Below are 26195 nucleotides of genomic sequence, written 5' to 3' on the forward strand. Positions count from 1 at the left end.
TGAAAGAAGTAGATTTTGCTTAAACTTCTATGAAAAAAGTATTCGTGATTTCCACTTCAGGATGCTCCCTTTCCGTGGGGCGTGAGCTGAGCCTCCTCGGCTTCACCTGCGGGGTCTCACCCTTCCCGCTACTCCCACAGGAGTCTCGCACCTTCCGTTTCAATTATTCTCTTTATCATCGTTGTGCTTTAAAAGGACTATTTTTAAAACAAGTTCTTTTAGAAAAGAATGATTTTTTTAGAAGTAACCAACACTCTTATCTTATAAAAGAGTAACGTCGTTATTATAAAACAAAGTGCAAAATGCTTTACTTATATTAATTTTTAGATACGGCATAAATATAAAACTAGACTGCCATATTTTTAAATAAAAGCTGCTATTGTTCAGTTTAGATTGTGAATTTAATTTTGAAAGGTCATAGAAATTTTATGTTAAAATAAATTTAATATTTTGAAAGATTAGGAGAGAGGTTATATGTTATTACATAAAATTGATGAAGAAGTTTCGTTAAGAATGTTTAACGAAGACGACGCTGAAGAATTTTACAATCTAACTATCAGTTCAAAATCATATTTAAAAGAATGGTTAGGCTGGCTCGATTATGTTGAAAGTGTAGAAGACACTGCTCAAAATATTAAATCAAGATTAAACGAATATGTAGAAAATAGGGGATATCCAAAATCATTTGCGATCATTTTTAAAGGAAAAATCGCAGGGACAATTGGATTTAATGACATAAATAGAGCAAGTAAAATTGGTGAAGTTGGCTATTGGTTAGGAGAACAATTCCAAGGTGAAGGAATCATGACAAAAGCGCTTAATGCATTAATACAATATGGCTTTGAAGAATTGGGGCTTAATCGAATTCAAATTAAAGTAGCAGTAGAAAATAAAAAAAGTAGAGCATTGCCTGAACGCTTAGGCTTTACACAAGAAGGTATTATTAGACAAGCAGAATGGTTATATGATCATTATGTAGACCATGTAATGTATGGACTTTTAGCTGATGAATGGAATAAATTTTTTGTAACTAGGAATTTAGCCAAAGAACAATCATGAAACAAATAAAAAAAGCTTGGAGATTCCCAAGCTTTTTATTATGCCATTGTTTCTAAAAGTTTCTTTTAAAGTACAATTTTGGTATAAAGATAGTGATTGGAGCGGAAGGTGCTCGACTCGTGTGGGAGTAGCTGGACAGGTGAGACCACGGAGGCTCACCGCACTAGCATACTTGAGTGGAAATCGACGAATTTCCTTTATTTGAAGCATCAGAGTAACATGCTGAATAGTGTGTCATTTTAGTTTTTTATTGCGAAGTGGACCTGTTTTTACTTTCTCTTTTTAACTATCATTCGTAAACCATTCTTCGGGCGAAGGGTTATGAGAGGTTCTGCTTCGACCTTATGATGATTTGAGACAAGTTCAAACGAATAGTGTTTTACTAATGTTGCGAGAACTAGTGTTGCCTCCATGATAGCAAAATGATTCCCTATACAAACGCGTGGGCCTCCACCAAATGGGAAATATACGAATTCGGGAACACCTTGCACTTTACCATTCTGAAATCGTTCTGGGATAAATTCATCTGCATTTGTAAAATATTTTTCAGAGCGATGCATGATATAGGAACTCATCATGACTGTTTCACCTTTATGGACTTTATATTGTCCGATTGTTACGTCATTCATTGCTTTTCTACTGATCAACCAAGCGGGAGGGTAGAGGCGCATGCTTTCCCAAATCATTTGCTGCGTATAGATTAAGTCTTTCATAGAATCATAATCTGCTCGTTTTTTACCAAGTACACGATCAACTTCTTCGTATAAGAGTTTAGCTTTATCTGGGTGTTGTGAAATTAAATATAGGCACCATGACAATGCATTTGCTGTTGTTTCGTGACCAGCAAGGAAAATAGTCATAGCTTCATCCCTCAATTGTTGATTAGACATTCCTTCATTTGATTCTTCATCTCTAGCACGCATTAACACTTCTAATAAATCATTTTGTGTGTCTAAGTTACTTCTATTTTTGATGATTTCATATAATACATCATCTATTTTCTTAATCGCTTCTGTTAGTGATTTATTTTGTGGTGTTTTCAAAGCTAAGGGGGATTTTAAGACTGACCGGATTCGCTTTGTTGCTATATTCATAATTACATCTAAGTGCTTACCGACTTTTTCATGACCCTGTTTCATATCCATGCTAAACATTGTTTTAGCAATAATAGCTAAAGTGAGTTCCATCATATCTCTGCTAGTGAGCCGTTCTTCGTCGTCACCCCAAGAAGTGATGAATTCTTCCGTAATCATCGTCATTTTCTCAGCATATGTTTGTACATGCTGCTTTGTAAATGAAGGCTGTATTAATCTACGCTGTTTCATATGAAAATCATCTTCGCTAGTTAATAATCCTTCCCCGAGTAAGGTTTTCATTTCTTGAAATGGTTTAGATTTATGAAAAGAATTTTGTTTAGAAACTAGTACTTCCTTAATGAGGTCTGGCTCTAATAGTAAATGGATTTTACGATGAGCAAATCGAAAAGAGACAATCGTTTCATATTGTTGATAAAGATCACTTAAAAATAGAAGAGGGTCTTTTCGAAACTCATTTAAATGACCTAAAGGTGAAATAGAAGCCAGTCCTTTTATTTCAAGCATATCGTTTCACTCCAATCAGGAAAGTTTTTCACAGATATTCCTATTATATTAACGATATGCAATAACTCATGCTATCCATCAGTATCTTTATATCATTCATTGCATTCCTATTTGAAAAACCCCTAAAAGTAGTTGTTTAGGGGAGTTTAATTTTAGAAAATGAATTGTTTTCTACCGATTATTAAAATATACCGATAATGCCTCTTTCAAATGTTCGAAGTCTCCATTTGTCTGAATCATAAAATGGTCTCCTCTTAGGGCAGAGGAAAAATCATGAATCCCTTGGATTCGTAAAAAATCTTCAACATCTGAAAGTTTTTCTCCAGCAGTTTTTAATGTTTTGTGTCCGACAAACTCATCATTAACATACACTTCATATGTATCCTCATTTAATTTCACATTATTCTCTGAAGCTAAATTTACACCTAAAATTGGAAATGGATAGCCGTCATTCGGATTTTCAGTACTCATTTGGATTCCTCCATATCATTTTTAGTATTACGTTTTCCTTATCAGTGTTGATTTATGCTGGTATTGAACAAAAGGCAGTGTAAAAAAACTCGCCAATATAGGCGAGTTTTTTTGTAAATCTATTTAAGCTGCTTGCTTACTGATTTCTGGTACCATTTTTTGTTTTCGATCGTGCAAGAAATAATAAATTACAGTAGTTACTAAAACGATTAGTGCAGATAAAACGTACATTGAATGGAAAGAAGTTTTTGCAGTGACAATTCCAAGTACGAAAGAACCTAATCCAATACCGATATCAAAAAACATAAAGTAAGTGGCTGTTGCCATACCTTTTCTTGCAGGAGCTGCGGTGTTAATTGCTAATGTTTGGAAACTTGGTGCGATTGAACCGTACCCCAAACCAATTAAAACAGCTGAAAGTAAAAAAATCGAAGGGATATTAGAAAATCCTAGAACAATTAGTCCAATTGAAAAAACGATGATGCCAGGATAAATAATGATATTTTCACCTTTACGGTCAAATAACTTTCCTGTAAAAGGTCGCGACATTAATACGACAACCGCATATACGATAAAGAAAAAGCTAGCGATTTCTACAAACCCTAATTCATTCGCATAAAGAGTAATAAATGACATGATACTACTATAACCAAACGAAATAAATGCTGCTGTTAATGAGATCGGTAAAGCTTTTCGTTCAATTAAGTTAGAAATTCGAATCGGAGTTTTAGCACTAATGCTTTGTTTTGGGATATTTGTCGTCATTCCAAACACAAAGGAAAGAATTCCAAAAATGCCACAAATTAAAAATAAAATAGAAAAACTGAAATGATTCATAAACGTGATTCCTAAAAATGGGCCAAAAACCATCGCTAAAATCATTGCTGAGCTAAAATAACTCATACCTTCACCTCGACGTTTTGGAGGTATGATTTCTGCTACAATTGTACCTAAAGCAGTTGTTGCTAATCCAAATGAAATTCCTTGAATAAATCGAAGTGTAAGTAATCCGAAGAAATTATTTACGATTAAATATAAAAATGTAGTGATTGCAAAGAAAGCTAACGAAGATATTAATATTTTTCTTCTTCCAATTGTATCAAGCCATATACCACAAAAAGGTCTGATGATAACGGCTGAAATTAAGAATACTGTGATGACAAGGCCAACCTGACTTTGTTTTTGACCTAAATCATTTAGTACATAAATAGGCAATGTTGCTGTTAATGTATAAAAAACTAAGAAAGCAAAAAATGCGCTTAAGCTAACACTAATAAAATCCTTTGTCCATAAACGTTCATTCAATTAAAATTCCCCCAGTTGTTTCTCCTTCAGATGCTTTCATATTGTTCATCATTTTTTGAAAAACTTGATGTGCAATCTCAAGCTCTTCATCGGATATATCTTTGATCACTTCATTTTCAAACGAAATGATTTTCTCTTGCCAATCGTCAATTTGATTGATTGCTTTATCAGTAAGATGAATCATTTTTTCTCTTTTATCACTACCTTCTTTTCGAACAATTAAATCAAGACTCTCCATTCTGCACAAAGTTCTTGTTAATGTAGGAGGCTCAATATTCAAATTCGAACAAATAGTACGTTGAGTACATGGTCCATGAAGGTTAATGTAACGAATAACAGACCATTGTGCTAAATATAATCCTGTCGGTACAAGATTTTCATTAAATGACTTTGAAAATTGGCGCGTAACTTGATTAAGTGAAAAAAAGAAAGGCTGGCGATTTCGCATATTCATTCTCCTAAAAAGTAAATTAGTTAGTTAGCTAATTAAATTAGTTGTCTAGCTAATTATATTGGAAAATGTGGAGAATGTCTAGGGGGTTAAAATGTTACTGATATATTAATTTTGATTTAAAAAAGTATGTGCTGGTTTCCACTCCAGGATGCTCGTTTTCGTGGGGCGTGCGGTGAGCCTCCTCGGCGCGCCTCCGGGGTCTCACCTGTCCCGCTACTCCCACAGGAGTCGAGCACCTTCCGTTCCAACCAATCATGAAACAACAGTATGCAATTAAAAAACTAGAATAATGTTCATTTAGAAAATTTCAATATTACTCTAAAATAAGGATCAGTGAATCTTTTCTAAGTTAATTGTTATTTTAATTTCATTAAATACTTTTTAATTTTTCTATCCAAAATAAGATTTCAGTTTCTGTTTCATATCTTCCTTATTATTTGCAAACTGCTTATGACGATGACCGTTCCCGCCTGATGTATGAGGAAATCCATGTAAAATAGAATTAAAATCAATATAGTCGTTATTTCCAAGGAATGTTAAAACTTTGGTTACGTTCACTCCTAAAGGGATAATGAGCGGATTATTTAGACTCACTATTTCTTTCGAAAAATTATTAACGATATACTTCCTTAATAGTTCAGTATTGACTATATTTGGTGTTGATCCATTATAATTTTTACCTTTATAGAAGACAGGATAGGTGATTACCGAAGTAGTTTGAACTAAATTACTAGCAGTATTAAATAGTTCACTTGTCGATGAGATTCCTAAGTAGCTGTGTAATTGTAATTCATCTAACATGGCAATTAGATTTTTGCGCATTGGTCCTTCAAAGCTAGATTGTTTTTTGACCTCGTGAAGAATGACTTGATCGCTTGCTGGATTTTCTTTAAAGCTAGCTACAGTTGAATAGGCTTGCTTCATTTGATGCAAACCAGGGGTAATCCCGACAATTAAAACTTTTGCATTTTCATTTATGTACTCAAAAGGAGCGTAATATATTTCTAGGTGTTTCTTTTCATCTTGATCGAGTAAAAACTGTTCATTCTTAAAGGAATTGACTTCAAGTGGAGTCGGTAAATTTAAAATATGTTTCTTATATGTATCAAATAAAGAATAGGGTGCGATTGTCAAAGAAAATTCCTCCATTTTGTTTGTTTTTTAATTCATACTATTTTATTCTTTATACTACTATTGACTAGGGTTGGCAAATCGATTATGTAATGTTCTTTTTTAGTAGGTCATCGACTGAAATGAAAAAAACCGCTGAGAAAGGACTCAGCGGCTTGAGCTTATTTGTCATTTGATAAGAAATTATAAATATTAGCTTCACCAGATCCATAAAGTGCATCTGAACCGGATTTTCCATAATCAGCAGCACTTTGTCTGATTGCAGCTGCTACTTGAGAAGGTGAATATTCAGGATGAGCGGCTTTAATCACCCCGGCAATACCAGCAACTTTTGGTGCTGCCATAGAAGTTCCATGTAAATATGAATATCCATGCCATTTACCATCGCTAAATTGAGTAGTTGCATTTCCACCACCTACAGGATATGAAGGATATGTAGACAAAGTACGGTAGGTAAAGTCACGTTTATTTAAATAGTTTCCAGCAGGGTTTTGACGATACAGACTATCATATAATGGTCCATTATCTCCACCTGGAGCTGCAACGTCAATTGCACTTCCATAGTTAGAATAGAAAGCGATGCTGTTTGTTGACCATTCATTAGAAGAAGAAACAGTAATCACACCTGGAATCTGTGCAGGAACTACACGAGATGGCCCTTTAATATCTAAACCGTATGTTGCTTTCCAGTAAGCTTGCATATCATGTAAATTGTTAAAGTCTTTTGAGTCATTTCCAGCGGATACAACTACAGTAACTCCTTTTTTAATTGCGTATTGGATCGCACGGTGATAGGCAACCATTGAAGCAGAATCACCTTTCTCATCTAAGTTATGAGCCATCCAACGCCAGCCACCAATTGACATGTTAATTACTTCAACACCATCGTTTGCTGCTGAAACAATCGCATCCGTAATCCAAGATTGTTGAGCTCCACCAGTTGCTCCAAATACACGATAAGCACGAACTGTTAAATTTGGTCCTACGCCTTTAACTACACCATTTGCGGCAATTGAACCAGCAACATGTGTCCCGTGACCATTTTGGTCCCATGCATTTGTTGTACCAGGTACAAATGTTTTTGAACCTGCAAGGTCAGCGTTAGCCTTTAAATCTGGGTGACCAAAGTCAATTCCAGTATCAATTACTGCAACAACTGTGTCATGATTTCCTGCATTTAATTTGTATGAATCACCATCATGTGTTAAACGCTGCATGTCCCATTGTTTATCCCAATAACTTGTAGCATTTGCATCTAATGTAACCTTGCCACCATCTGGCGTACCAGGGGTAAAATTAAGGGAATCATCAGGATCTTTTTCTAAGTATGCTTCAAGCTCTTTACCTGCTGTAGTGATATTTGTATCATTTTTAATATTTGTAAGGAAGGCAGAATCAGTTGAAGCAACCTCAACGATTCCAATTTCTTCTATAATCCGTTCAACAGTTCCCCCCGCTTTTGAAATTGTATCAGAGAAATTACTAGGTAGATTTCCTTTATAAGCTAATACGTAATGTACCTGTTCAGGTGCCGCCTTAACCTTAGTTGTTTGTGTTCCAACAAGTAAAGAAAAAGATAAAGCAGAACAAATTGATAAAAAAGCTAATTTTTTTCTCATTTACATTCCCCTTTATTACGAATATTAACGTGATTCACGTATGACTAGATTTTAATACAAGCTCTTAAGTATGTTTGTCGAAATAAGTTAGAGATTTTGGTAAAAAAACTGACAAAAATTTTCATACGAAATTATTTAATATTAGGGACATTGAGCATTATGAATAATGAATTCAACTTGTAGCGCTATAAAATGTAAGGTATCATTATAAATGACTGAAAATTAAGAATTCTAAATAACTCTATACATAAAATGATATTCTTTTTTAATTAAGTAATTGTGAGGTGTTAGAAATGCAAAAATACGATGCGATCGTTGTAGGTGCTGGTTTAGCAGGTTTAGTAGCAACAGCCGAAATTGCTGATGCAGGGAAGAAAGTGTTGCTATTAGATCAAGAACCTGAAGCTTCATTAGGTGGACAGGCTTGGTGGTCTTTTGGTGGTTTATTTTTAGTAGATACGCCGGAACAAAGAAGACTTGGTATTAAGGATTCTAAGGAACTAGCGTGGCAAGATTGGCTTGGAACAGCTGGATTTGACCGTGAAGAAGATGAGGATTATTGGGGTAAGAAATGGGCAGAGGCATATGTCGATTTTGCAGCAGGAGAAAAAAGATCGTGGCTATATAATATGGGCGTTCGATTTTTTCCAGTCGTTGGATGGGCTGAACGTGGTGGTTATCTTGCTGAAGGTCATGGGAATTCGGTTCCACGATTTCATGTAGTTTGGGGAACAGGTCCGGGTGTGGTCGCTCCATTTGAAAAAAGAGTAAGAGAGCACATGAAAAATGGTTTAGTAGATTATCGTCCGCGACATCGAATAGATCAGTTACTAACTCAAGATGGTGCAGTTGTTGGTGTGAGCGGTGCAATTCTTGAAGAAAGTAGTGCAAAACGTGGGGAAGATAGTTCACGTGTTGAGGTTGAGGAATTTACTTTTGAAGCAGAATCAGTATTAGTTTCAAGTGGTGGTATTGGCGCAAACTTTGATTTGATTCGCCAAAATTGGCCTAGTAGATTGGGGCAAGCACCTAAAAGAATGATTTCCGGTGTTCCTGCACATGTTGATGGAAGGATGTTAGCAATTACTGAAAAAGCTGGCGGGCGAATCGTCAATCGAGATCGGATGTGGCATTATACGGAAGGCCTAAAAAACTGGAACCCAGTCTGGTCTAACCATGGCATTCGTATTCTACCTGGACCTTCATCAATCTGGTTAGATGCGCGTGGTCAAAGATTACCAGCACCGAATTTTCCTGGCTTTGACACTCTAGGTACACTAGAAACAATTCAAAAAACGGGTTTTGATTATTCTTGGTTCATTTTAACAAAAAAAATCATCCAAAAAGAATTTGCCCTATCTGGTTCTGAACAAAATCCTGATTTAACAGGAAAAAGCATTAAACAAGTAATCGGAAGAGCAACAGCTGGAATTCCTGGACCTGTAAAAGCCTTCATGGAAAAAGGTGAAGACTTTGTTATTTCTGATACGCTAGAAGAGCTAGTGAAGGGAATGAATCAATTAACTGGTGAAAATTACATACAATATGAAGAAATTGAGCGTCAGTTAAAAGCGCGTGATCGTGAGATTGAAAATAAATTTACAAAGGATTTACAAATCACGGCCTTAAGAGGAGCTCGAAATTATATAGGTGATAAATTAATTCGAGTAGCGCCACCTCATAAAATTTTAGATCCAAGTAATGGACCTCTAATTGCGGTGAGGCTTAATATAGTTAGTCGTAAAACTTTAGGTGGCCTTCAAACGAATCTTGACGGTAGCGTGCTTAATGAATCAGGTAATGTGATTCCTGGATTATATGCTGCAGGTGAAGTTTCAGGATTTGGTGGCGGTGGCGTACATGGTTACCGATCAATGGAAGGAACTTTTCTTGGTGGTTGTTTGTTCTCTGGCAGACAGGCTGGTCGTGCGATTGGAAGAAAATAATTTGTTGTAAGTTGAAGTGGAGGCGAGCAATTCGTTCTCCATTTTTCTATGTTGAGTAATATAATGATAAGGATTAAGGAGCAATGCGATATTCAATAAGTTTACAATTGTGGAAAGCGAAAGGGGGATGAATTTTGAGTACTTTTCAATATGAAGTATTTTTAGAAGTTGTTGAAACTGGGAGTTTTACGAAGGCAGGTGAAAAATTGGGCCTAACTCAATCAGGTGTGAGTCATAACATTTTGACACTCGAAACAGAATTAGGCGTTGTACTTCTTCATCGTAATCGTAATGGCATATCTTTATCAGATGCAGGTGAAAGATTGATTCCTTATATTCGTCAAATCATTCAAACTGCAAAACGATTAGAACAAGAAGCAGCATTCATTCAAGGTATTGAAGTAGGAACCATTAAAATAGGTAGCTTCCCAAGTTTTTCGTCGAAGTTTCTTCCGGGTATCATCAAAGATTTTCAAAAAATATACACAGGTATCAAAATCGAACTGTTCGAAGGTGATTACGGAAATATAAGAAAATGGCTGACACAAGGAACAATAGATCTTGGTTTTTTACCTTTACCAATTCATGATTTTGAAACGATATCTCTACGAAAAGATCGATTATATGTTTTTCTTCATAAACATCACCATTTAAGTACATTAGAAAAATTGAACGTAACTTCATTACAAAATGAATCATTTATTATGCCTAAATCAGGCTGCGAGATTTTAGTAAAGGGATTATTTAAAAAGCATAACATCGAGCCGAATATTGTATTTGAAATTGAAGATAACCAAACAATTATCTCAATGGTTGAAGAAGAAATAGGATTGACGATCCTACCAGAGTTGGTATTACCAAAGCATTTCTCAAATACAAAAGTGATTCCACTCGAACAAGAAGTGTATCGTGAAATTGGGTTAGCGATAAAATCAATGAAGCAAGCCTCACCATCTGTTAAGAAATTTATAGAAATTGTAAAAGAAAAATGTAACAGCTTGAATTGAAAATCCAAAAAGAGGATTCAATTCAAGCTGCTTTTTTATAGCGTTAAAATGCCTCTAATTGTAATTGTTGCTTCACCTGCGACTTTAATCTTTGCAGTATCATTCTCAGGGATAACTGTAATGTATAAAGTTCCTGGTCTGCCAATCGCATTTCCCTGTGCAATCTTCAAGTGTGTTGTTTCATTTTTTGAAATAATTCCTTCTAAAAAGAGAAAGCCTGCAAGCGCACCATTTGCTGCTCCAGTTACAGGGTCCTCATTAATTCCTATACCTGGTGCGAAATCCCTCGTATACAAATCATATTCATCATTTGTATTAAAAGTATAAAGATGAGTTGTGCTGATCTGATGTTCTTTATTATGTTTGGCTAGTGAAGATAAATCTGGAACTGCAGCATCAATATCCTCTTTATTTTTCATTGGAACAAGCAAATGCCAATTACCTGTACTTGCTAATTTAATCGGGAGGTTTTGGTCAATACTGTCTTCTTTCACTCCTATTAGAGAACTAAGCGTATCAAGTTGTATCTCAAATCCTTCTGCTTTAGGCGCAACTTGGGTCATTTCAACAGTCTTTATTTTTCCATTTTCTTTATGCCAAATAACAGGGATATGTCCGACATTTGTTTCTAGAACGATACCATCTTTTTCATCTGCTAAACCCATTTCAGTTGCAAGTAACCAAGTTAACCCTACCGTAGCATGACCACAAAAGTTAATTTCCTCGGCAGGTGTAAAATATCTCACTTTATAATCAGCAGCTACATCCGTTGATGGTAATAAAAATACAGATTCGGGTAAATTTAATTCTTTCGCAATATTTTGCATCTCAGACGCTGAAAGTTTTTCAGCGTCTAAAATCACCCCAGCAGTATTCCCACCAAACTTCTCTGATGTAAAAGCATCCACATGATAAACACGAATTTCCTTCATTTGAATATCCCCTTTCAAACTCCTTTGATAGTTCTATCATATGACTCGAGGTACTATTAGTAAAATGAATCTTTCTTATGTATTAGATTAGAAAAACTGATTTATTGAGGGAATGGGGTAGTGCATTACATAGCAATCTTTTTATAATGCCTACTGCTAATTATTTGAATATGAACTAAACATCTTTTATGAATAAATTGTATAATTTATTCGTGGTGACTCTTATGGAATATGAATACAAAATAGTAGACATTTAAAATGACTTAATAAATGATACTTGTTATTTTGACTGATCTTGTACATGGGACTGCTTCAGCATTCTTTTCTTATTTATGTTAATGGCTTAATTAACAAGGAGAAATAAATTGACATGAAGAATTGTAATAGAGGATGTGTTTATTTCTTTAAGATAGAAAGGGTGCAGTATATGACTAAATTCATTAAAGCGATCATTGTCCTATCTATAATCGTTTCCTTATCGGCTTGTTCAATAAATCAAAATAAAGAAAGTTTCAGGATATTCGATGAAACTCAAAGTAATGTAACTACAAAAGAAATTAACAATGAGGATGAGTTTAATAGATTAAAAAAATTATTGAATGATGCCAATCTACCTGATGATAAATGGCCAGATCGTGATGCGGACTATACTATAAAGCACGAAAAAGAGGGCCAGTCGGAATTAATAAATAATTATAAAGTGTGGATTGAGGACAGTCAGGTAATTCTAGTAGATATTCTTAATCATAAGTATGGCAAATTTGAAGATGTAGATGCACAGAAACTTAAGGAAATATTAAAAATAGAAAACCTATAAAATTGTTTCTTACTCGGCTAAGTCACTTATTTTTAAGCTACCAAATAAGGTATATATTTTAAATTTAATATAAAAAATAACACTTGGGTAAAGGACGAGGCTTTAGGTTTATCAATGCTAAAAAAGGAGGAGATTAATATGTTGGTAGTGACCACAGAAAAAATTGAAGGCTATAAAGTTTTTGAGGTAAAAGGACCTGCCTTTGGTCTAATTGTTAGAAGTAGAGGTCTCGGTGGGGATATTATGGCAGGGCTAAAATCGCTAGTAGGAGGAGAAATCAAACAATATACTGCTATGCTAGAAGACTCGAGAAAAGAAGCCTTGGATCGTATGATTAAAAATGCGAATGAAATGGGCGCAAATGCAATTATCATGATGCGATATGACTCTGGAGAAATTGGTACAAACATGAGTGAAATTGTAGCATATGGAACAGCTGTCGTTGTGGAGAAATTATAATGGAATTGGTCATAGGCTATTATGTCTTACAAGTTCTCATCATTGTCATTTGCATATTGCTTGGATATTTTATCTATGACAAACGGTTTAAACATAATCATGGGTCAAAAATTCCAGACGGATTCCAATCGACAGAAGAAATAAACATCGACCCTGTATCGGGCGAAAAAACAAGAGTATATTATAATCCTGATACAGGTGAACGTTTTTATAAAAAAGAGAAATAATTGAAGGTGCAGGGAAATTAGAATATCGAAAACAAACTATGGACTGCTTTTGCAGTCTTTTTTGTTTGAAAACTCGTATAATAGTTCAATATTAACTGGAAAATTATGTTATATTAGATAAATGATTAATCTATTAGGAGTCGTAATGCATTGAAATATTTTGTGAAAATTGTCTTAACTTTAGTATTTTGTATTTATCTAATAGTAATTACAAATCAGATCTTATTTAAATACGGTGTTCCATCAGAAGTTTTCAGCCATTTTAAGGATGAGAGTTGGCATGCTTATAATTTTATTCCATTTAAAACGATAATATATTATTTGTTTATAGCAGATATAAACTTAAATATTCGGATAATGAACTTAGGAGGAAATATCATTGGCTTTATTCCTTTTGGTTTAATACTCCCTTTCTTGTTAAAAAAGTTTATGAATTTTAAAATGCTTCTAATCGCAGTTTTTAGTTTTAGTTTCACATATGAAGCTTTTCAATTTATATGTAATTTAGGGAGTTTTGATATTGATGACTTAATATTGAATACTTTTGGAGGGGCATTGGGGTATTTACCAATTAAACTTGTTCATATCATAAATTCAAGAAAGCATAAACAGGAAAATGAGGTTTCATTTAAGTAGAAGAAAATCTAATTGATTTGATAGCAGCCTATAGCTGCTTATTTTTATTATTTTTATGGAAAAGATAGTTAAAAAAGTAAATAGTAAATAAAATAATACATTTTAATCATTGAGATAAAAGTAACAATAAATAACATAAAAAATAATCGAAAAGAGGATAATGTATGAAGGAGTTTCTACTATTATTAAAAAAAGGGAATAAATCTGCTTTATTGGCAGCTATTGTTAATACAATAATAGCCATTTTAAAAGGGATTGGGTTTGCGCTGACAGGGAGTGTAGCTTTATTTGCTGAGATGATGCATAGTGCTGCCGATACTGCCAATCAGCTTTTTGTATTTACTGGTTCTGCTTTAAGTAAAAAGTCACCAACGGATCGGTTTCCAAATGGATTTGGTAGACTTGTTAATTTAGTTTTGCTGGGTGCTGTCTTAATAGTAGGGATTATGGCGTATGAAACAATCGTTGAAGGGATTCATCATATAATAAAACCTACTCACCCGTCAGGGTTTATTATAAGTCTAGTTATTTTAGGAATTTCCGTATTGCTTGAATCATTTGTACTTTATAAAGCAATGAAGGAAATCAGCCATGAACTGGGAATAAATTCAAGTGGTTTTGGAGTTGTAACACAAGCAATTTCCAATTTGGGAAAAGCAAAACCGGCTACAAGATTAGTTTTCTTAGAGGATGCAGTTGCTACTCTTGGGGGATTATTAGCCATGATAGCAGTAATTGTTGCTCATTATTCACCATTTCATGAAGCTGAAGGAATTGCTTCTGTCATCATAGGTATTTTGATGTTTATTGTTGTGGGGAAAGTTTTTCTTGATAATGCTGCCGGGGTCATCGGAGAAGCTGACGAAGAAATGGAAATCAAAATTGGTGAGATGGTAATGAATGATCCTGATGTAAAGGATATTCAGGCTCTTACAGTTTTAAAAGAAGGCGAAGATCTACATGTTGAATTGGAAATAGAACTTGATCCTAATTTAACAGTTGCTGAGGCTGATGATATAAAAGATCGATTAGAAGAGAAAATTATGAATGAAAAAGGCGTAACGGATGTAATCATCGAATTGGATGAGGACGATGGAATTCAGAATTGGTCTGAAGAAAAAAATGAGCCAGAGTTAGTTGAAAAAAAGTAGACTTTGATAGCCTTTTTAATATTAATAGTTAATGGAATTAGAGAAATTCATTTTTAATTCATTTGCATTTGTTACATAAATAACCAGTTCGCATTGGTTAACCTATTTTAGCGATCTTTGAATAAAAAGTTATTTCATGCTATTAAAGAGAATTATTTCTTGATTAATATAAGTATTTAGTACGAAAGTGTTTTAGGAGTTGCTAGACTTTCAATATTATTAATTGTTTATTAGGAGGAAATATGAAACTAGGGGCATTTTCTGTCAGTTTAACTGTTAAAGACATTAACAAATCAAAATCATTCTACGAAAATCTAGGATTTCAAGTCTTGGGTGGAGATATAACCCAAAATTGGCTCATTATGAAAAATGATAATTGCATAATTGGTTTATTCCAAGGAATGTTTGAGAAGAACATTCTTACGTTTAATCCAGGATGGAATGAAAATGGAAAAAATCTTGATTCGTTTACTGACATTCGAGACCTTCAAAAGCAGCTGAAAGCAACAGGAATTAAATTTCAATCGGAAGCAGATGAATCAAGTGAAGGACCCGCAAGTTTCATAATTGAAGATCCAGATGGTAATCCGATTCTTGTAGATCAACATAGGTAATTAGTGGATTGATTTAAATTAAATTTCCAAGTTAATGAACGTGGGGGCCGAGAAAAATCGGCTCCTATTTAACTATAAGCAGTAATTTAATTAGAAAAGGTAATATAAGAGCTAATAGTAGAATGATTTGGTATAATCTAATACAAAATTGGAATTAAATTCGAAGTAGAGAATGTATACTTAAGGTAAAAAGGAGATAAAGAATGACAGAATTCTGGGAAGAAAGTTTTATAGAAAATCAAATGATGTGGGGATTTGAACCTTCAGACTCAGCAATTTTGACGAAGGACTTCTTCCTTGAGAAGAATGTTAAGGATATATTAGTACCTGGTTTTGGATATGGTAGAAACGCTAAGGTTTTTATAGATAACGGAATAGATGTTACAGGAATTGAGATTTCAAAAACAGCGATTGCTCTAGCTAGAGATAATGGGCTTGATATTAATATTTTTCATGGTTCAGTAACTGATATGCCTTTTGAAGACAAGCTTTATGATGGTATATTTTGTTATGCACTAATTCACTTATTGAATAAAAGTGAGAGAGAAAAGTTTATTAAAGATTGCTATAATCAGTTAAAGCCAGACGGATATATGATTATTACGACAATTTCAAAAGATGCCCCAATGTTTGGAAAGGGCAAGAAACTAGATGAAGACTATTTCGAGATTATGGAAGGGGTCAAAATGTTTTTCTATGATATTGACTCGATTAAAAAAGAATTTGGAAATTATGGACTAATAGAGTCTTCGGAAATTGTAGAGCCTCATAAGAATATGGAAAATAAACCTCCTTTTAAATTTATGATGGTAAAATGTCAAAAGTAATGAAAAAGAAAAAACCACAAAAAGTGGTTTTTTAATCGCGCATTGCTCCTGCCTCTCGAGAAGTCATTGCTCCTTGTCCGTGGCTAACGTCATTTTGAATTTCTTGTTTTACTTTTTGAGGATCAGTTCCAGCAACATTTGATGTCGTATTAGAACCCAAATTTGCTTTCCCTTTTTGATTCTGTGGCATAAAAGCCCTCCTTAATTTTATTAAGTACAATCATATTATTTACAAAATAGCTAAGTATATCCCGAGGAAAGAGCAAAAATAGTATTAACTAAAATAATTTTTTAAAAATTGGCAAATAATTTAAGCTTACTTAATATATTTTATGCAAATGGAACCATCTACCAAGGGAGGAAAATGCACTTGTATACTCTAACGGATCATCAATTTGTTATTATAGTAGTCTTAATGGTAGTATTTCTTCTGGCACTTACTAAAAATAAAAAAATAATTGCTTTATTTATCTCATTTTCATTATTAGTTATTGGTACAATAATGTTTTTTTTAGGATTTGGCACGATCGGAGGCTTTGAAGGAATGGCTGTAACATTAGCTGGATTTATATATGGAGCAGTTGGATTAGTATCGATATTAATTATTTCCTTTGCAATTTATTTTCGCTCTAAAAGTGAATCAAATTCAATTGATAAATTTTAATACATATTGTTGAAGAAGAATAGTCTACACTGGTAGTCTATTTTTTTATTGTACAAAATAGCGGTGAAGTAATTTTTATAGAAAATTAGTAAAGACTTCGTGCAACAGATGGTGAACTAAAATTAGACGATAAAGATGATGATGCAGTTGTTTCAAACAATCGTTTTGCTTGGTTAAAGAAAGTCGTAAATCCTGATGCTTTAAAGTTGGCTACGGTCACTTTTGCAAATGGAGGAGATCATATCGGGGTATATATACCATATTTTTCTAGTAAAAGTATTGGGGAAAATTATAATGATTATAATAATTTTCCTTTGTCTAGTAGTATTATGTGCTTTATTCTTTCGTCATCCGTACTTTGCAAAAGGTATTGAAAAGGAATGTAATTTCTTGAAAAACTACCAAATGAATGAAAAAACCATCAATGATTCTAAGCAACAAAATACAAGATTAATTGAATTGTTTGTATTATGATAGCGTCTCAAAACATACAATATTCTTAATACTGTATTATTTTTCTACTTTAGGGGATGGGGAAATGAAATTTGAGATGCAAAAAGCAAATATGTTAGCTGACAGTATAAATGGCTTTATAAAATTTATTCATAAAAGTCATGAAACTAGTAAAAACAACTTTATTAAAAATACAGATAAAATATATCAAATAAAACTACTAATCGAGGAGTTTAGGTTTCAAGTACTAGCAGATGAACTGATCAGAATTAATCGATTTACTTGGGATGAAAAATACACTTATTTATTAGTAGACAATTTTGTAAAAGGGATAAATATTATTAGTGAGTACATAGAACGGAACTATAATGAACTATATATTTTTACAGCTAGGGTATATACATTAAAGAATCTCAGTATTTCATTTAGCAGACAAGTATAATCTTCTCGCGGACTGCAACACATTGGCAGTCTTTTTCTTATTTTAGTAAAAGTAGTTTTGCTCTAATAAATCATCACTTCAGTTTGTTTGACAAAAGATAAAATGATCACCAGGATTCCAAACATGTAGATGATCAGCGCGGTAACCGCGGAGCCACAATTCACCGTTTATTCGTCTAAGATAAAAGCCTTTCGGAAAATCCTCATCTTCAGTAAGTACTTCGGAAGCTATTGTAATCGAACCTGATGGAGCTTGATGCTGCATAGAACTTCCAAAATTACCTTCTGGCTGATCAAGATATTCGAGTCTTAAGTACGGTCCAAGCTCAGGTGGACACAATCCCAAACCGAGTTCACTAGCTCTTTTAAAAATCTGAGCAGTCGTAGCACCAAAAAAAAAGCCGAGGTTGCTAACGGTTAGTTCTACGGTTTCAAGGCTGTACTTTGTATCAGAAGTCGTAAATTTTTCATTAGCTAATAACAGTTCTCCATACTCATTCAACAAGATAGAATTTTCCTGTAATTTCATAATAAGCTGTGATTTCGTAAGTCCGCCAACCTCTACTGACCTGGTAATAGTCTGACATTTTGGATATATTTTCTGATTTTCAATACTCATTCGAATTCACTCCTATCAACTTTTGTATAAAGTCTCACAAAACGATTTAATGGACTGACTTTTAATATTCTAGAAAATCTTATAGATTTCCTTGTTCGACTAAATGTCAGGTTAGTTATATAAGTTTTTTATCAGAAGAATAAATTTTTTGAAATTCTACTTTAACTTGTAAATGAATAATATGTAATGGATATTTATATATTGCAGTTGAGGTGATATTTATGATTCAAAAATTACTGCTTTCTATGGAGCAAATGATTCACATTATTCATAATGGATTACAAAAAACAAATTCACCGAAGGATGTAACCGTTATAGGTGCAGGTATATCCGGTTTAGTTGCAGCTTCACTATTAAAAGAAGCTGGACATCGAGTTACGATTATAGAAGCTAATAACAGAATTGGTGGAAGAATTTACACAAAAAGGGAACCTTTTATTAATAATCAATATATAGATCTAGGTGCAATGCGTATACCTTCAATTCATCATCTAGTTTTAGAGTATATAAAAAAATTCAATCTTCAAGTGAATGAATTTATTAATAGTACACCAAATGATTTAATTTTTATTAATAATGTATTAACAAATCAAACCAATTATAAAGCAAATCCAGATCAACTAAACTTTAAAGTTTACCCAAGTGAACAAGGGAAAACTGCAACTGAATTACTATTATTAGCAATTGGACCTGTAATTGATTTTATTAATCAAGATCCTGATAAAAATTGGGAAATAGTTATAAATTTGTATGATCATTATTCAATGGCTAACTTCTTAAAATATAACCCTGTTAGTGTATCCTTATCACCAGAAGCAATCGATATGATTGAAACGATGGTTGGATTAGAAGGATTTAGTGAACTTGCATTTACTGCCATATTAAGAGAAGTTTTGGTACTCTTAACAAAGGACCTTAAATTTTATGAAATTACAGGGGGAACAGACCATCTTATTAATGGATTTTTACCACAGCTTAAAGATGATATTATTTCGAATCAAAGAGTTAAAAAAATCATACAACAAGAAACAAACGTAACAATATATACGGAAAATCAAATATTAAATACCGAGCATCAACTGACTAGCGATTTTGTTATTTCTACAATTCCATATACATTGCTGAATTTTGTAGATTTACTTCCCTTTGAATCCGTATCATATGAAAAGAGAAAAGTAATTAGAAAGATACATTATGCTAATTCAACCAAAATAGGTCTACAATTTAAAACAAGGTTTTGGGAAAAATATGGGATATTTGGTGGGAAATTAACTACTGATCTTCCAATCAAATTTGCATATTTTCCTAGTCATAGTGCCGGTGGAACGAACAGTACAGGAATTATGCTAGCTAGCTACACATGGGAAGACGATTCAAGCATCTGGGATAATATGACACAACATGAGCGAATAAAAATTGCTTTGAATGATCTTTCTTATATATTTGGTAATCAAGTATTTTCGGAGTTTTTAATAGGATTCTCACATAATTGGTCGGAATTTCCTTATTTCGGAGGGGCATTTGTGATGTTTAAACCTGACCAATTAAAAGAATTAGGTCAATATATAGGTATACCGGAAGGTAGAATTCATTTCGCAGGATCACACTCATCTACTACTCCCGGTTGGATACAAGGTGCGATTGAAGCTGGTATTAGAACAGCTTATGAAGTTAATAATAGATAATCTTAAATTTAAGTAAATTATTGAAATAGAAGAATTTCTTGTTCAAGTAAGAATGCGTTAGTTAATAAACTTTTTTCAACGTTTCTAAAGGTATCAATATATTACACATCGAAAGAATCTTCTTAGATAAGAGATTCTTTTTTTGATTTACTAATGATTTTTTTAAGAAGGGTTCAAAAAAGGATAATGTTTGATGATATGGAATTATATATTTTAAACTATTCAGGAGGAAAGTTAATTGAAGATTAGTGGCGATCTTATTACATCGAGTAATAAGAACATTCCATATACTTTTTATAAACATGATGAAAAATCAAATTGTTTAGCCATTATTTTACCTGGCACTGGGTATACAACGGAGTCTCCATTGCTTCGTTATACTATACAGATTTTGATAAAAAAGGATATTGATGTTCTGCATGTGAACTAAAGGTATTTTCAAGAGGAATTATCTGCATTAAATGAAGTTGATTTTACAAATGATGTTCTATCTGTAATTGAATCAATCATCTCTGAATATAAATACGAACATTTTAAAATTATAGCTAAATCGATTGGAACTATTGCAATGACTTATCTTTTAGATAATCCTAAATTTCATTCTGCAGAAGCATATTGGTTAACTCCATTATTACAAAGAGACGATGTTTATCATGCATTAAAAAATGCACATCAAAAAGGACTTTGTATCATTGGTGACTGTGATCAGTGGTATAACAAAAAGAGGTTTGAAGTCTTAAAAGGTAATAATATATTAAATCTAAATTTAATTGAAGGAGCTAATCATAGTTTAGAAATAGAGAACAACATATTCGATTCAATAGACTTATTAAAGAAGATAATGAACATAATAGATAAATTTTAATATTTAATCCATATTAAACTAACACATGCGTTAGTCCTATTTTCATTCACTGTTGTGAATCTAGTTTTTTGCGATTCATCGTTGCTAACACAGAGTTTTATTCGGAAAATTATGGAACATAGTAGACTAATAAGGAATCATTAATAGCCACCATCATTGAGTGGCTATTTCTTTAACAATTTCAATAAATTTTTTGCTTATATTAGTAAGGTTTTTGTTTTTTGGATAGATTACCCACAAATCTTTATAAACGTAATCATCATTTTCTTTGTAAGGTATAGATTTAATAATTCCACTGAGAATATCCGGATGTAATTTGGCTCCTGACTCATGAGAATATACAAATAGATTCTGTTCTTTAACAGCCTCTGTAAGGATATTTATACTGTTTGTAGTTATCTTGATTTTATTATTATTCTTTTTAATTAACTTAGAATAATAATAATCAGAATAGATTGAATAGCACCCTGTGTCCATATTTAATACATCAGATTGTGTTACGTAGTCAAAATGAAATAGAGGGGAGTGTATTCCTACAATAACATGAACACGATCAGTTCGAATTAAATCATAGTTAATATTTTTTTCACTCTCTAGTACCTCTAAATCTTGAGGAAAAAAACAAAAATCATATTCAGTGTGTCTAATCGTTTCCATGATTAGAGGTGGAGCTTTTTCCTCAATTTCAATTGTTACGTTAGGATGTTCCACATGGATTCTATTCAATGCTTGTTGAAGTACAGAAGCGAAAGTAGGGGCAGCTACAACTTTTAAATGAATATTTTTAGTATTTTTATAATCAAACAGCTCTTCATTTAATTTAGAAATAATTTGCAAGACTTCACTAGCTCTTTTAATGACAATCTTCCCTTCTTCTGTAGGAACTGTTCCTTTTTTCGAACGGTTAAAAATAGTTATTCCTAATTCATTCTCTAGTTGGGAGATAGATTGACTAATTCCTGAACTTGTAATATGTAATTTTTCTGCAGCCTTATTCATAGATTTCTCGTTCGCAACACTCACGATATATTCCATTTGCTCAAATTTCATAAATTCTCCTCGAATAAAAGTTTACACACTTATTTTTTTCTTTCAATTGAAACTGTATACATTCTTCTAGGAAAAAGTAGTAAATATCAAAATGAAATCATCAAGTGGCAGTTAGAAAGAATATAATCAAGTTATAACTATCGAATACGGTAGTTGTATAAGAAAAATAAAGTATAGAGGACCCTTAAAGATCCTTTATACTTCATTTTTTTTATTAATTTATTTTATAAATTTTTTAAATTAAAGGTAAAGTTGCATCGAACAACTTGTTTTTTCTTGTCTAATTATTTTTATTCTTATCATCATGTGGATATTTGTGTGGACTATTTATTAATTTACGTAAATCTCCCCTATAAAAAACATCTTTAAATTCTTTGAAATTAAAAGGGATGAGCGGTGCTAGATAGGGAACTCCTACTGAACGTAAACGAGACATATGTATAATCAATAGTAACAACCCAATACCCATACCAGTGAAACCGAAAAAATTTCCTATAAAAAGAAAAATATAGCGGATAGGTTGAAGGGAACTCGGTAATGTCCCTGTTGTAAGCATAGTGCTAGTAAGGTAAACTACCCCCGCTATGATGAGACTAAGGGGGTGTACTAGCTTTGCATCTACTGCTGTTGTACCGATTGTAATTGTAGAAATTAATGAAACAACTAGCATCATTTCCCTTGAAATTTTATATGAACCAAGTCCTAATATTTGTAACAAAAAGGTAAGCAAAAATACTTCAGCCCACAAAGGTAAAATAGTAATTGTTTCTTCAAAAAACTTTTTATGTATCTCTTTTGATACCAAATTGTCATGAAATTTTGCAAATGCAAGATAAAATCCAGGTAATAAGATTGTTATTAGGAAACTTAATATTGTAATAAGGCGAACGCTTAACTTTAATTGTTTAAGATAATAGTCACTTGGCTGCTGAAAGTATTGAACGAATAAATTAGGCACAATTGTTGCAGTTGGGGTACCGTTCACCAAAATAGCAATTCTTCCTTCATACAATGCGGAAGCTACAGCATCTGGCAACTCTGTAATAAATGACAGCGGAAAAAATGTTTTCTGTGTTCCTTCAATTGCTATTTCAACTATTCTTGACTCAAGTACATAATCAACTTGTAATGAATCAATTCTATTTTGAACTTCTTTCAAAGCAATTTGATCAACTCGATCAGTTAAATAAACAATCGCTAAATCTGTTTTAGCGACCCTTCCGATTTTCTTCTTTTCTACCATAAATGTAGAAGATTGAATTAAATTACGAAGTAAATTTAAGTTCACTTTCATTTGTTCTGAGAAAGCAATCAACGGTCCTTGAATATTACGTTGTCTTATACTTTGTTCAACTGAACGTTGTTGCCATTCAGCTGTATCAACAAGTATGCCACTTTCAAATCCATCAATTAAAACAAGTGTTTTACCACTAATAATCCCCTCAACAGAAGATGAAATCGATGTTACCACCTCAACATTTTCTGAACGAATATAATAACAGGCTAACGTATTCATAAATGTATCTTTATCCTTGATTCGGACACTATGTAATGGTTCAATAATACTTTGCCGAATTAGCTCCGTATTAACAATTCCTTCTATATACAATAATGCACCTATGTTGTCTCCATTTTGGTCCAATTGAATCTGCCTTACAAATAATTCAGGTGACTCATGTAATGCTTCTTTTATCTTTTTTATATTTTTATTCAGGCCTTTGGTTAAATCTTGTACTACGTTATTCATATATCACCTCGAATCAAACATTGTAGCAATCTCTTTTAGTATCTTAAATTACTTGATTAATATTCAATTAAATGTACTTTCTTTTTCAATGAAAATATACCTTTATTTAACTCTTGTTCAACTAATGCAAGCGATAGTTGAACAAGAGTTAAATTGAAACTAATTTCAATCATGACTCATTGAAGGAATTATCATTTAAGTTCAAGGATTATCATATTATGAAAATTGAGGGTCGTGGAATATGATTAGAATTTAATTGTTAATTTCCATTGTTTTCGCAATGTGAGTACTATTAATATGTCAAAACAGAGTTCTTATTTATCAAATCCAGTTAATAGTCGTTTAATTCATATAGGGGTTTGAATAGACATGGTTTGGAGTGATTGCTATGAATAAAGTAACTAAAGGCTGGATTAATGGTTTCCTTGGAGTACTCATATTCAGTGGTTCGCTACCTGCAACGCGCTTGGCTGTTGCTGATTTTGATCCGTTGTTTTTAACAGTCTGTCGTGCTGCAATAGCTGGGGTATTGGCAGGAGCTCTCCTTCTAATCTTCAAGGTGAAACGACCTGTCAGAAGCGACATTGTTCCACTATTGGTAGTGGCGTTCGGGGTTGTGATTGGTTTCCCGCTACTGACAGCGTTGGCCCTTCAGTATGTCACGTCCGCACATGCTATTATCTTCATTGGGCTACTTCCACTCTCGACGGCAATTTTTGGTGTACTTCGGGGTGGTGAACGCCACCGACCACCCTTTTGGATCTTTTCAGCAATAGGTAGCTTCTTGGTGACAGGATTTGCCCTAATCCACGGAGGGGAAACTTCACCAATCGGTGATGCTTTCATGCTGGCATCCATCATCGTATGTGGTCTCGGTTATGCAGAAGGTGCTAGACTATCACGTCGTCTAGGGAACTGGCAGGTGATCTCTTGGGCTCTCGTTCTGTCTCTTCCCCTTATGCTTCCACTTTCGTACTACTTAGCTCCGAGCTCGTGGGAGGACATTGGCCGTCCTGCTCTCTTCAGTCTTGCTTATGTATCTTTATTCAGCATGCTCATTGGCTTTGTGTTCTGGTATCGAGGTCTTGCGCAGGGAGGCATAGCGGCGGTTGGACAGCTGCAGCTTCTCCAACCTTTTTTTGGACTATTGCTTGCCTCTTTGATTTTGCACGAGAAAGTTGGTTGGTTACTTGTGGCCGTGAATATCGTCGTAGTAATATGCGTGATAGCAGCTCGTAAATTTGCAAAGGAACAAGTAGTCCCATTTAAAAACGAGATTGAACAGAATTAGCTAGTACCCGTTTAATCTCGTTTATCGATGTCTGAGTTTATTGAACAACGCAAGCGTTAGTTGTACACCAAAATCGACTGTTTAGTCGATTTTTTTATTGAGAAAATCATAGTTCATTAGTAGTTTGACTGGTTCGTTCATCAGTTTAATGACAAATGATATAATTACATTTATATAATTGTAGAATCACATTTTAGGGGGATCAAAATGCAGATAATAAAAAAATCAGATAAATTGATTATTTTGATACACGAAATTTATGGTATTAATCAACATATAAAGAATTTTTGTGATCTATTATCACAACAGGGTTTTGATGTGATCTGTCCGAACTTATTAGAACGAGAACAAGCATTTGATTATTCTGAAGAGGAGATTGCTTATCTCAATTTTATGGAAAATGTAGGATTCTCTGATGCTACTCGTAAAATAAAGAATTTATTATATGATGTTAAAAATAAATACCAGAAAATATATATTATTGGATTTAGTGTTGGGGCAACTGTTGCTTGGTTGTGTAGTGAAGAAGAGTGTCTCGATGGGGTTGTTGGATACTATGGTTCGAGAATTAGGAATTACATACAATTAGTGCCACGGTGCCCTACAATTTTATTCTTTCCTCAAGAGGAGGAATCCTTTAGTTTGGATGAGTTAATTTCAAATTTACAAATAAAGAATATAGAAATATATAAATACTTTGGCCAACACGGATTTAGTGACCCATACTCTATAAATTTCAATGAACAATCATACCAAAAAGCTTTAAACAAAATGTTAAATTTCTTAAAGAAACATTGATAATGAAACAAGGTTTTATCCTTACTCCTGCTTTAGTTGAATAAGAAAAACAAAGATCCTTCTAAAAAAGAAAGGATCTTTGTTTTAATGTTAAATGTTATTTTAGAGCAAAAGAAAACCACAACCATCCTTCGGCCATTAAATATGAAATAAACCCCTACCAATCAAGTTTGCAGTAACTGGCTTTTTTCCAATTTCTCGTGACCATATAGATAATTGACCAATATGGTGGATTTCATGAACGATCACGTGCCGCATCACTTCACCGTATTTATGAGCTTCCTGTTTTCCATTATCTAAGATATCAATCATACGGCAGTAAAGTT

Annotated in this window: 31 protein-coding genes and 1 pseudogene; 19 read left to right on the forward strand and 13 right to left on the reverse strand. The window is 33.3% G+C overall.

The genetic code is table 11. The annotated features are described in order from the left end of the window. The first annotated feature begins 29 nt into the window (after positions 1 to 29). Together CAB05_RS22030 and CAB05_RS05030 are read left to right on the forward strand one after the other, a co-directional pair. Positions 30 to 275 carry a hypothetical protein gene (locus CAB05_RS22030; protein ID WP_158093178.1) on the forward strand — a complete coding sequence of 82 codons (246 nt, stop codon included), beginning with the start codon at positions 30 to 32 and terminating at the stop codon, positions 273 to 275. A gap of 199 nt (positions 276 to 474) precedes the next feature. Continuing rightward, positions 475 to 1059, forward strand: coding sequence for a GNAT family N-acetyltransferase (locus CAB05_RS05030; protein ID WP_087998747.1), 585 nt, complete (start codon positions 475 to 477; stop codon positions 1057 to 1059). Positions 1060 to 1328: 269 nt separating this feature from the next. Here the strand turns inward: CAB05_RS05030 and CAB05_RS05035 are convergent, their stop codons facing one another. The 6 genes from CAB05_RS05035 to CAB05_RS05060 all read right to left on the reverse strand — a co-directional run bounded on the left by CAB05_RS05035 (position 1329) and on the right by CAB05_RS05060 (position 7640). Beyond that, entirely contained in the window at positions 1329 to 2660 is a 1332-nt protein-coding gene (locus CAB05_RS05035) for a cytochrome P450 (RefSeq protein ID WP_087998748.1), read from the reverse strand. Between the two features lie 171 nt (positions 2661 to 2831). Next, positions 2832 to 3131, reverse strand: coding sequence for a hypothetical protein (locus CAB05_RS05040; RefSeq protein ID WP_087998749.1), 300 nt, complete (start codon positions 3129 to 3131; stop codon positions 2832 to 2834). A gap of 123 nt (positions 3132 to 3254) precedes the next feature. Next, the gene (locus CAB05_RS05045; RefSeq protein ID WP_087998750.1) at positions 3255 to 4436 is read right to left on the reverse strand and encodes an MFS transporter; all 1182 of its coding nucleotides are present in this window, start codon (positions 4434 to 4436) and stop codon (positions 3255 to 3257) included. Further along, positions 4429 to 4884 (reverse strand): MarR family winged helix-turn-helix transcriptional regulator, encoded by a 456-nt coding sequence (locus tag CAB05_RS05050; protein WP_087998751.1) that lies wholly within the window; start codon positions 4882 to 4884, stop codon positions 4429 to 4431. The genes CAB05_RS05045 and CAB05_RS05050 overlap by 8 nt, the downstream gene beginning before the upstream one ends. Positions 4885 to 5280: 396 nt before the next feature. Next, a complete protein-coding gene (locus CAB05_RS05055; protein ID WP_087998752.1) occupies positions 5281 to 6024 on the reverse strand; it encodes a hypothetical protein in 744 nt (247 codons plus the stop codon). 158 nt (positions 6025 to 6182) lie between these two features. Then, a complete protein-coding gene (locus CAB05_RS05060; RefSeq protein ID WP_087998753.1) occupies positions 6183 to 7640 on the reverse strand; it encodes a S8 family serine peptidase in 1458 nt (485 codons plus the stop codon). A 293-nt stretch (positions 7641 to 7933) separates the two neighbouring features. Between CAB05_RS05060 and CAB05_RS05065 the strand changes: the two genes are divergently transcribed. Further along, on the forward strand, positions 7934 to 9586 hold the full coding sequence (locus CAB05_RS05065) for an FAD-binding dehydrogenase (RefSeq protein ID WP_087998754.1): 1653 nt from the start codon (positions 7934 to 7936) through the stop codon (positions 9584 to 9586). A gap of 134 nt (positions 9587 to 9720) precedes the next feature. Beyond that, entirely contained in the window at positions 9721 to 10593 is an 873-nt protein-coding gene (locus CAB05_RS05070; protein ID WP_087998755.1) for a LysR family transcriptional regulator, read from the forward strand. Positions 10594 to 10628: 35 nt separating this feature from the next. On the opposite strand, the gene CAB05_RS05075 is transcribed toward CAB05_RS05070, so the two are convergent. Next, positions 10629 to 11525 carry a PhzF family phenazine biosynthesis protein gene (locus tag CAB05_RS05075; protein ID WP_087998756.1) on the reverse strand — a complete coding sequence of 299 codons (897 nt, stop codon included), beginning with the start codon at positions 11523 to 11525 and terminating at the stop codon, positions 10629 to 10631. 427 nt (positions 11526 to 11952) lie between these two features. Between CAB05_RS05075 and CAB05_RS05080 the strand changes: the two genes are divergently transcribed. From CAB05_RS05080 to CAB05_RS05110, 7 genes are all read left to right on the forward strand, one after another. Beyond that, positions 11953 to 12342, forward strand: a complete 390-nt coding sequence (locus CAB05_RS05080) for a hypothetical protein (protein ID WP_142283053.1) — start codon at positions 11953 to 11955, stop codon at positions 12340 to 12342. Between the two features lie 138 nt (positions 12343 to 12480). Then, on the forward strand, positions 12481 to 12801 hold the full coding sequence (locus tag CAB05_RS05085) for a YbjQ family protein (RefSeq protein WP_087998758.1): 321 nt from the start codon (positions 12481 to 12483) through the stop codon (positions 12799 to 12801). Continuing rightward, positions 12801 to 13028 carry a hypothetical protein gene (locus tag CAB05_RS05090; protein WP_087998759.1) on the forward strand — a complete coding sequence of 76 codons (228 nt, stop codon included), beginning with the start codon at positions 12801 to 12803 and terminating at the stop codon, positions 13026 to 13028. The genes CAB05_RS05085 and CAB05_RS05090 overlap by 1 nt, the downstream gene beginning before the upstream one ends. A 150-nt stretch (positions 13029 to 13178) precedes the next feature. Beyond that, complete coding sequence (locus CAB05_RS05095) at positions 13179 to 13664, forward strand: VanZ family protein (RefSeq protein ID WP_087998760.1); 486 nt, start codon at positions 13179 to 13181, stop codon at positions 13662 to 13664. A 164-nt stretch (positions 13665 to 13828) separates the two neighbouring features. Beyond that, entirely contained in the window at positions 13829 to 14815 is a 987-nt protein-coding gene (locus CAB05_RS05100; RefSeq protein ID WP_087998761.1) for a cation diffusion facilitator family transporter, read from the forward strand. Between the two features lie 242 nt (positions 14816 to 15057). Then, on the forward strand, positions 15058 to 15429 hold the full coding sequence (locus tag CAB05_RS05105) for a VOC family protein (RefSeq protein ID WP_087998762.1): 372 nt from the start codon (positions 15058 to 15060) through the stop codon (positions 15427 to 15429). Positions 15430 to 15632: 203 nt separating this feature from the next. After that, positions 15633 to 16256, forward strand: coding sequence for a class I SAM-dependent methyltransferase (locus tag CAB05_RS05110; protein ID WP_087998763.1), 624 nt, complete (start codon positions 15633 to 15635; stop codon positions 16254 to 16256). A 31-nt stretch (positions 16257 to 16287) separates the two neighbouring features. Here the strand turns inward: CAB05_RS05110 and CAB05_RS22285 are convergent, their stop codons facing one another. Beyond that, positions 16288 to 16446, reverse strand: a complete 159-nt coding sequence (locus tag CAB05_RS22285) for a hypothetical protein (protein WP_167374460.1) — start codon at positions 16444 to 16446, stop codon at positions 16288 to 16290. A 180-nt stretch (positions 16447 to 16626) separates the two neighbouring features. Between CAB05_RS22285 and CAB05_RS05115 the strand changes: the two genes are divergently transcribed. Then, positions 16627 to 16920 carry a hypothetical protein gene (locus CAB05_RS05115; protein WP_087998764.1) on the forward strand — a complete coding sequence of 98 codons (294 nt, stop codon included), beginning with the start codon at positions 16627 to 16629 and terminating at the stop codon, positions 16918 to 16920. A gap of 85 nt (positions 16921 to 17005) precedes the next feature. Here the strand turns inward: CAB05_RS05115 and CAB05_RS22575 are convergent, their stop codons facing one another. Continuing rightward, the gene (locus CAB05_RS22575; RefSeq protein WP_268876377.1) at positions 17006 to 17140 is read right to left on the reverse strand and encodes a hypothetical protein; all 135 of its coding nucleotides are present in this window, start codon (positions 17138 to 17140) and stop codon (positions 17006 to 17008) included. A gap of 74 nt (positions 17141 to 17214) precedes the next feature. Between CAB05_RS22575 and CAB05_RS05120 the strand changes: the two genes are divergently transcribed. Together CAB05_RS05120 and CAB05_RS05125 are read left to right on the forward strand one after the other, a co-directional pair. Beyond that, complete coding sequence (locus CAB05_RS05120; RefSeq protein ID WP_087998765.1) at positions 17215 to 17394, forward strand: hypothetical protein; 180 nt, start codon at positions 17215 to 17217, stop codon at positions 17392 to 17394. Positions 17395 to 17458: 64 nt separating this feature from the next. After that, complete coding sequence (locus CAB05_RS05125; protein ID WP_087998766.1) at positions 17459 to 17815, forward strand: hypothetical protein; 357 nt, start codon at positions 17459 to 17461, stop codon at positions 17813 to 17815. Positions 17816 to 17893: 78 nt separating this feature from the next. Here CAB05_RS05125 and CAB05_RS05130 read toward each other — a convergent pair whose 3' ends face one another. Continuing rightward, a complete protein-coding gene (locus tag CAB05_RS05130; RefSeq protein ID WP_087998767.1) occupies positions 17894 to 18433 on the reverse strand; it encodes a helicase in 540 nt (179 codons plus the stop codon). A gap of 221 nt (positions 18434 to 18654) precedes the next feature. On the opposite strand from CAB05_RS05130, the gene CAB05_RS05135 reads away from it, so the two are divergent. From CAB05_RS05135 to CAB05_RS05145, 3 genes are all read left to right on the forward strand, one after another. Beyond that, complete coding sequence (locus tag CAB05_RS05135; RefSeq protein WP_235821370.1) at positions 18655 to 20118, forward strand: flavin monoamine oxidase family protein; 1464 nt, start codon at positions 18655 to 18657, stop codon at positions 20116 to 20118. A gap of 238 nt (positions 20119 to 20356) precedes the next feature. Beyond that, entirely contained in the window at positions 20357 to 20548 is a 192-nt protein-coding gene (locus tag CAB05_RS05140) for a hypothetical protein (RefSeq protein WP_087998768.1), read from the forward strand. Positions 20549 to 20686: 138 nt separating this feature from the next. After that, positions 20687 to 20983: a hypothetical protein gene (locus CAB05_RS05145; protein WP_087998769.1), complete on the forward strand. Its 297-nt coding sequence runs from the start codon at positions 20687 to 20689 to the stop codon at positions 20981 to 20983. A 153-nt stretch (positions 20984 to 21136) separates the two neighbouring features. Here the strand turns inward: CAB05_RS05145 and CAB05_RS05150 are convergent, their stop codons facing one another. Both CAB05_RS05150 and CAB05_RS05155 read right to left on the reverse strand, forming a co-directional pair. Further along, entirely contained in the window at positions 21137 to 22033 is an 897-nt protein-coding gene (locus CAB05_RS05150; RefSeq protein WP_087998770.1) for a LysR family transcriptional regulator, read from the reverse strand. A gap of 280 nt (positions 22034 to 22313) precedes the next feature. Next, positions 22314 to 23780: a spore germination protein gene (locus CAB05_RS05155; RefSeq protein WP_087998771.1), complete on the reverse strand. Its 1467-nt coding sequence runs from the start codon at positions 23778 to 23780 to the stop codon at positions 22314 to 22316. A 388-nt stretch (positions 23781 to 24168) separates the two neighbouring features. Between CAB05_RS05155 and CAB05_RS05160 the strand changes: the two genes are divergently transcribed. After that, complete coding sequence (locus CAB05_RS05160) at positions 24169 to 25071, forward strand: DMT family transporter (protein WP_087998772.1); 903 nt, start codon at positions 24169 to 24171, stop codon at positions 25069 to 25071. A 207-nt stretch (positions 25072 to 25278) separates the two neighbouring features. Continuing rightward, positions 25279 to 25869, forward strand: a complete 591-nt coding sequence (locus CAB05_RS05165) for a dienelactone hydrolase family protein (protein ID WP_087998773.1) — start codon at positions 25279 to 25281, stop codon at positions 25867 to 25869. Positions 25870 to 26007: 138 nt separating this feature from the next. Here the strand turns inward: CAB05_RS05165 and CAB05_RS05170 are convergent. Further along, positions 26008 to 26169, reverse strand: a pseudogene (locus CAB05_RS05170) (DinB family protein); the annotation flags it as partial. Positions 26170 to 26195: the final 26 nt, after the last annotated feature.

This window comes from Gottfriedia solisilvae (assembly GCF_002128405.1).
Taxonomy (GTDB): domain Bacteria; phylum Bacillota; class Bacilli; order Bacillales; family Bacillaceae_G; genus Gottfriedia; species Gottfriedia solisilvae.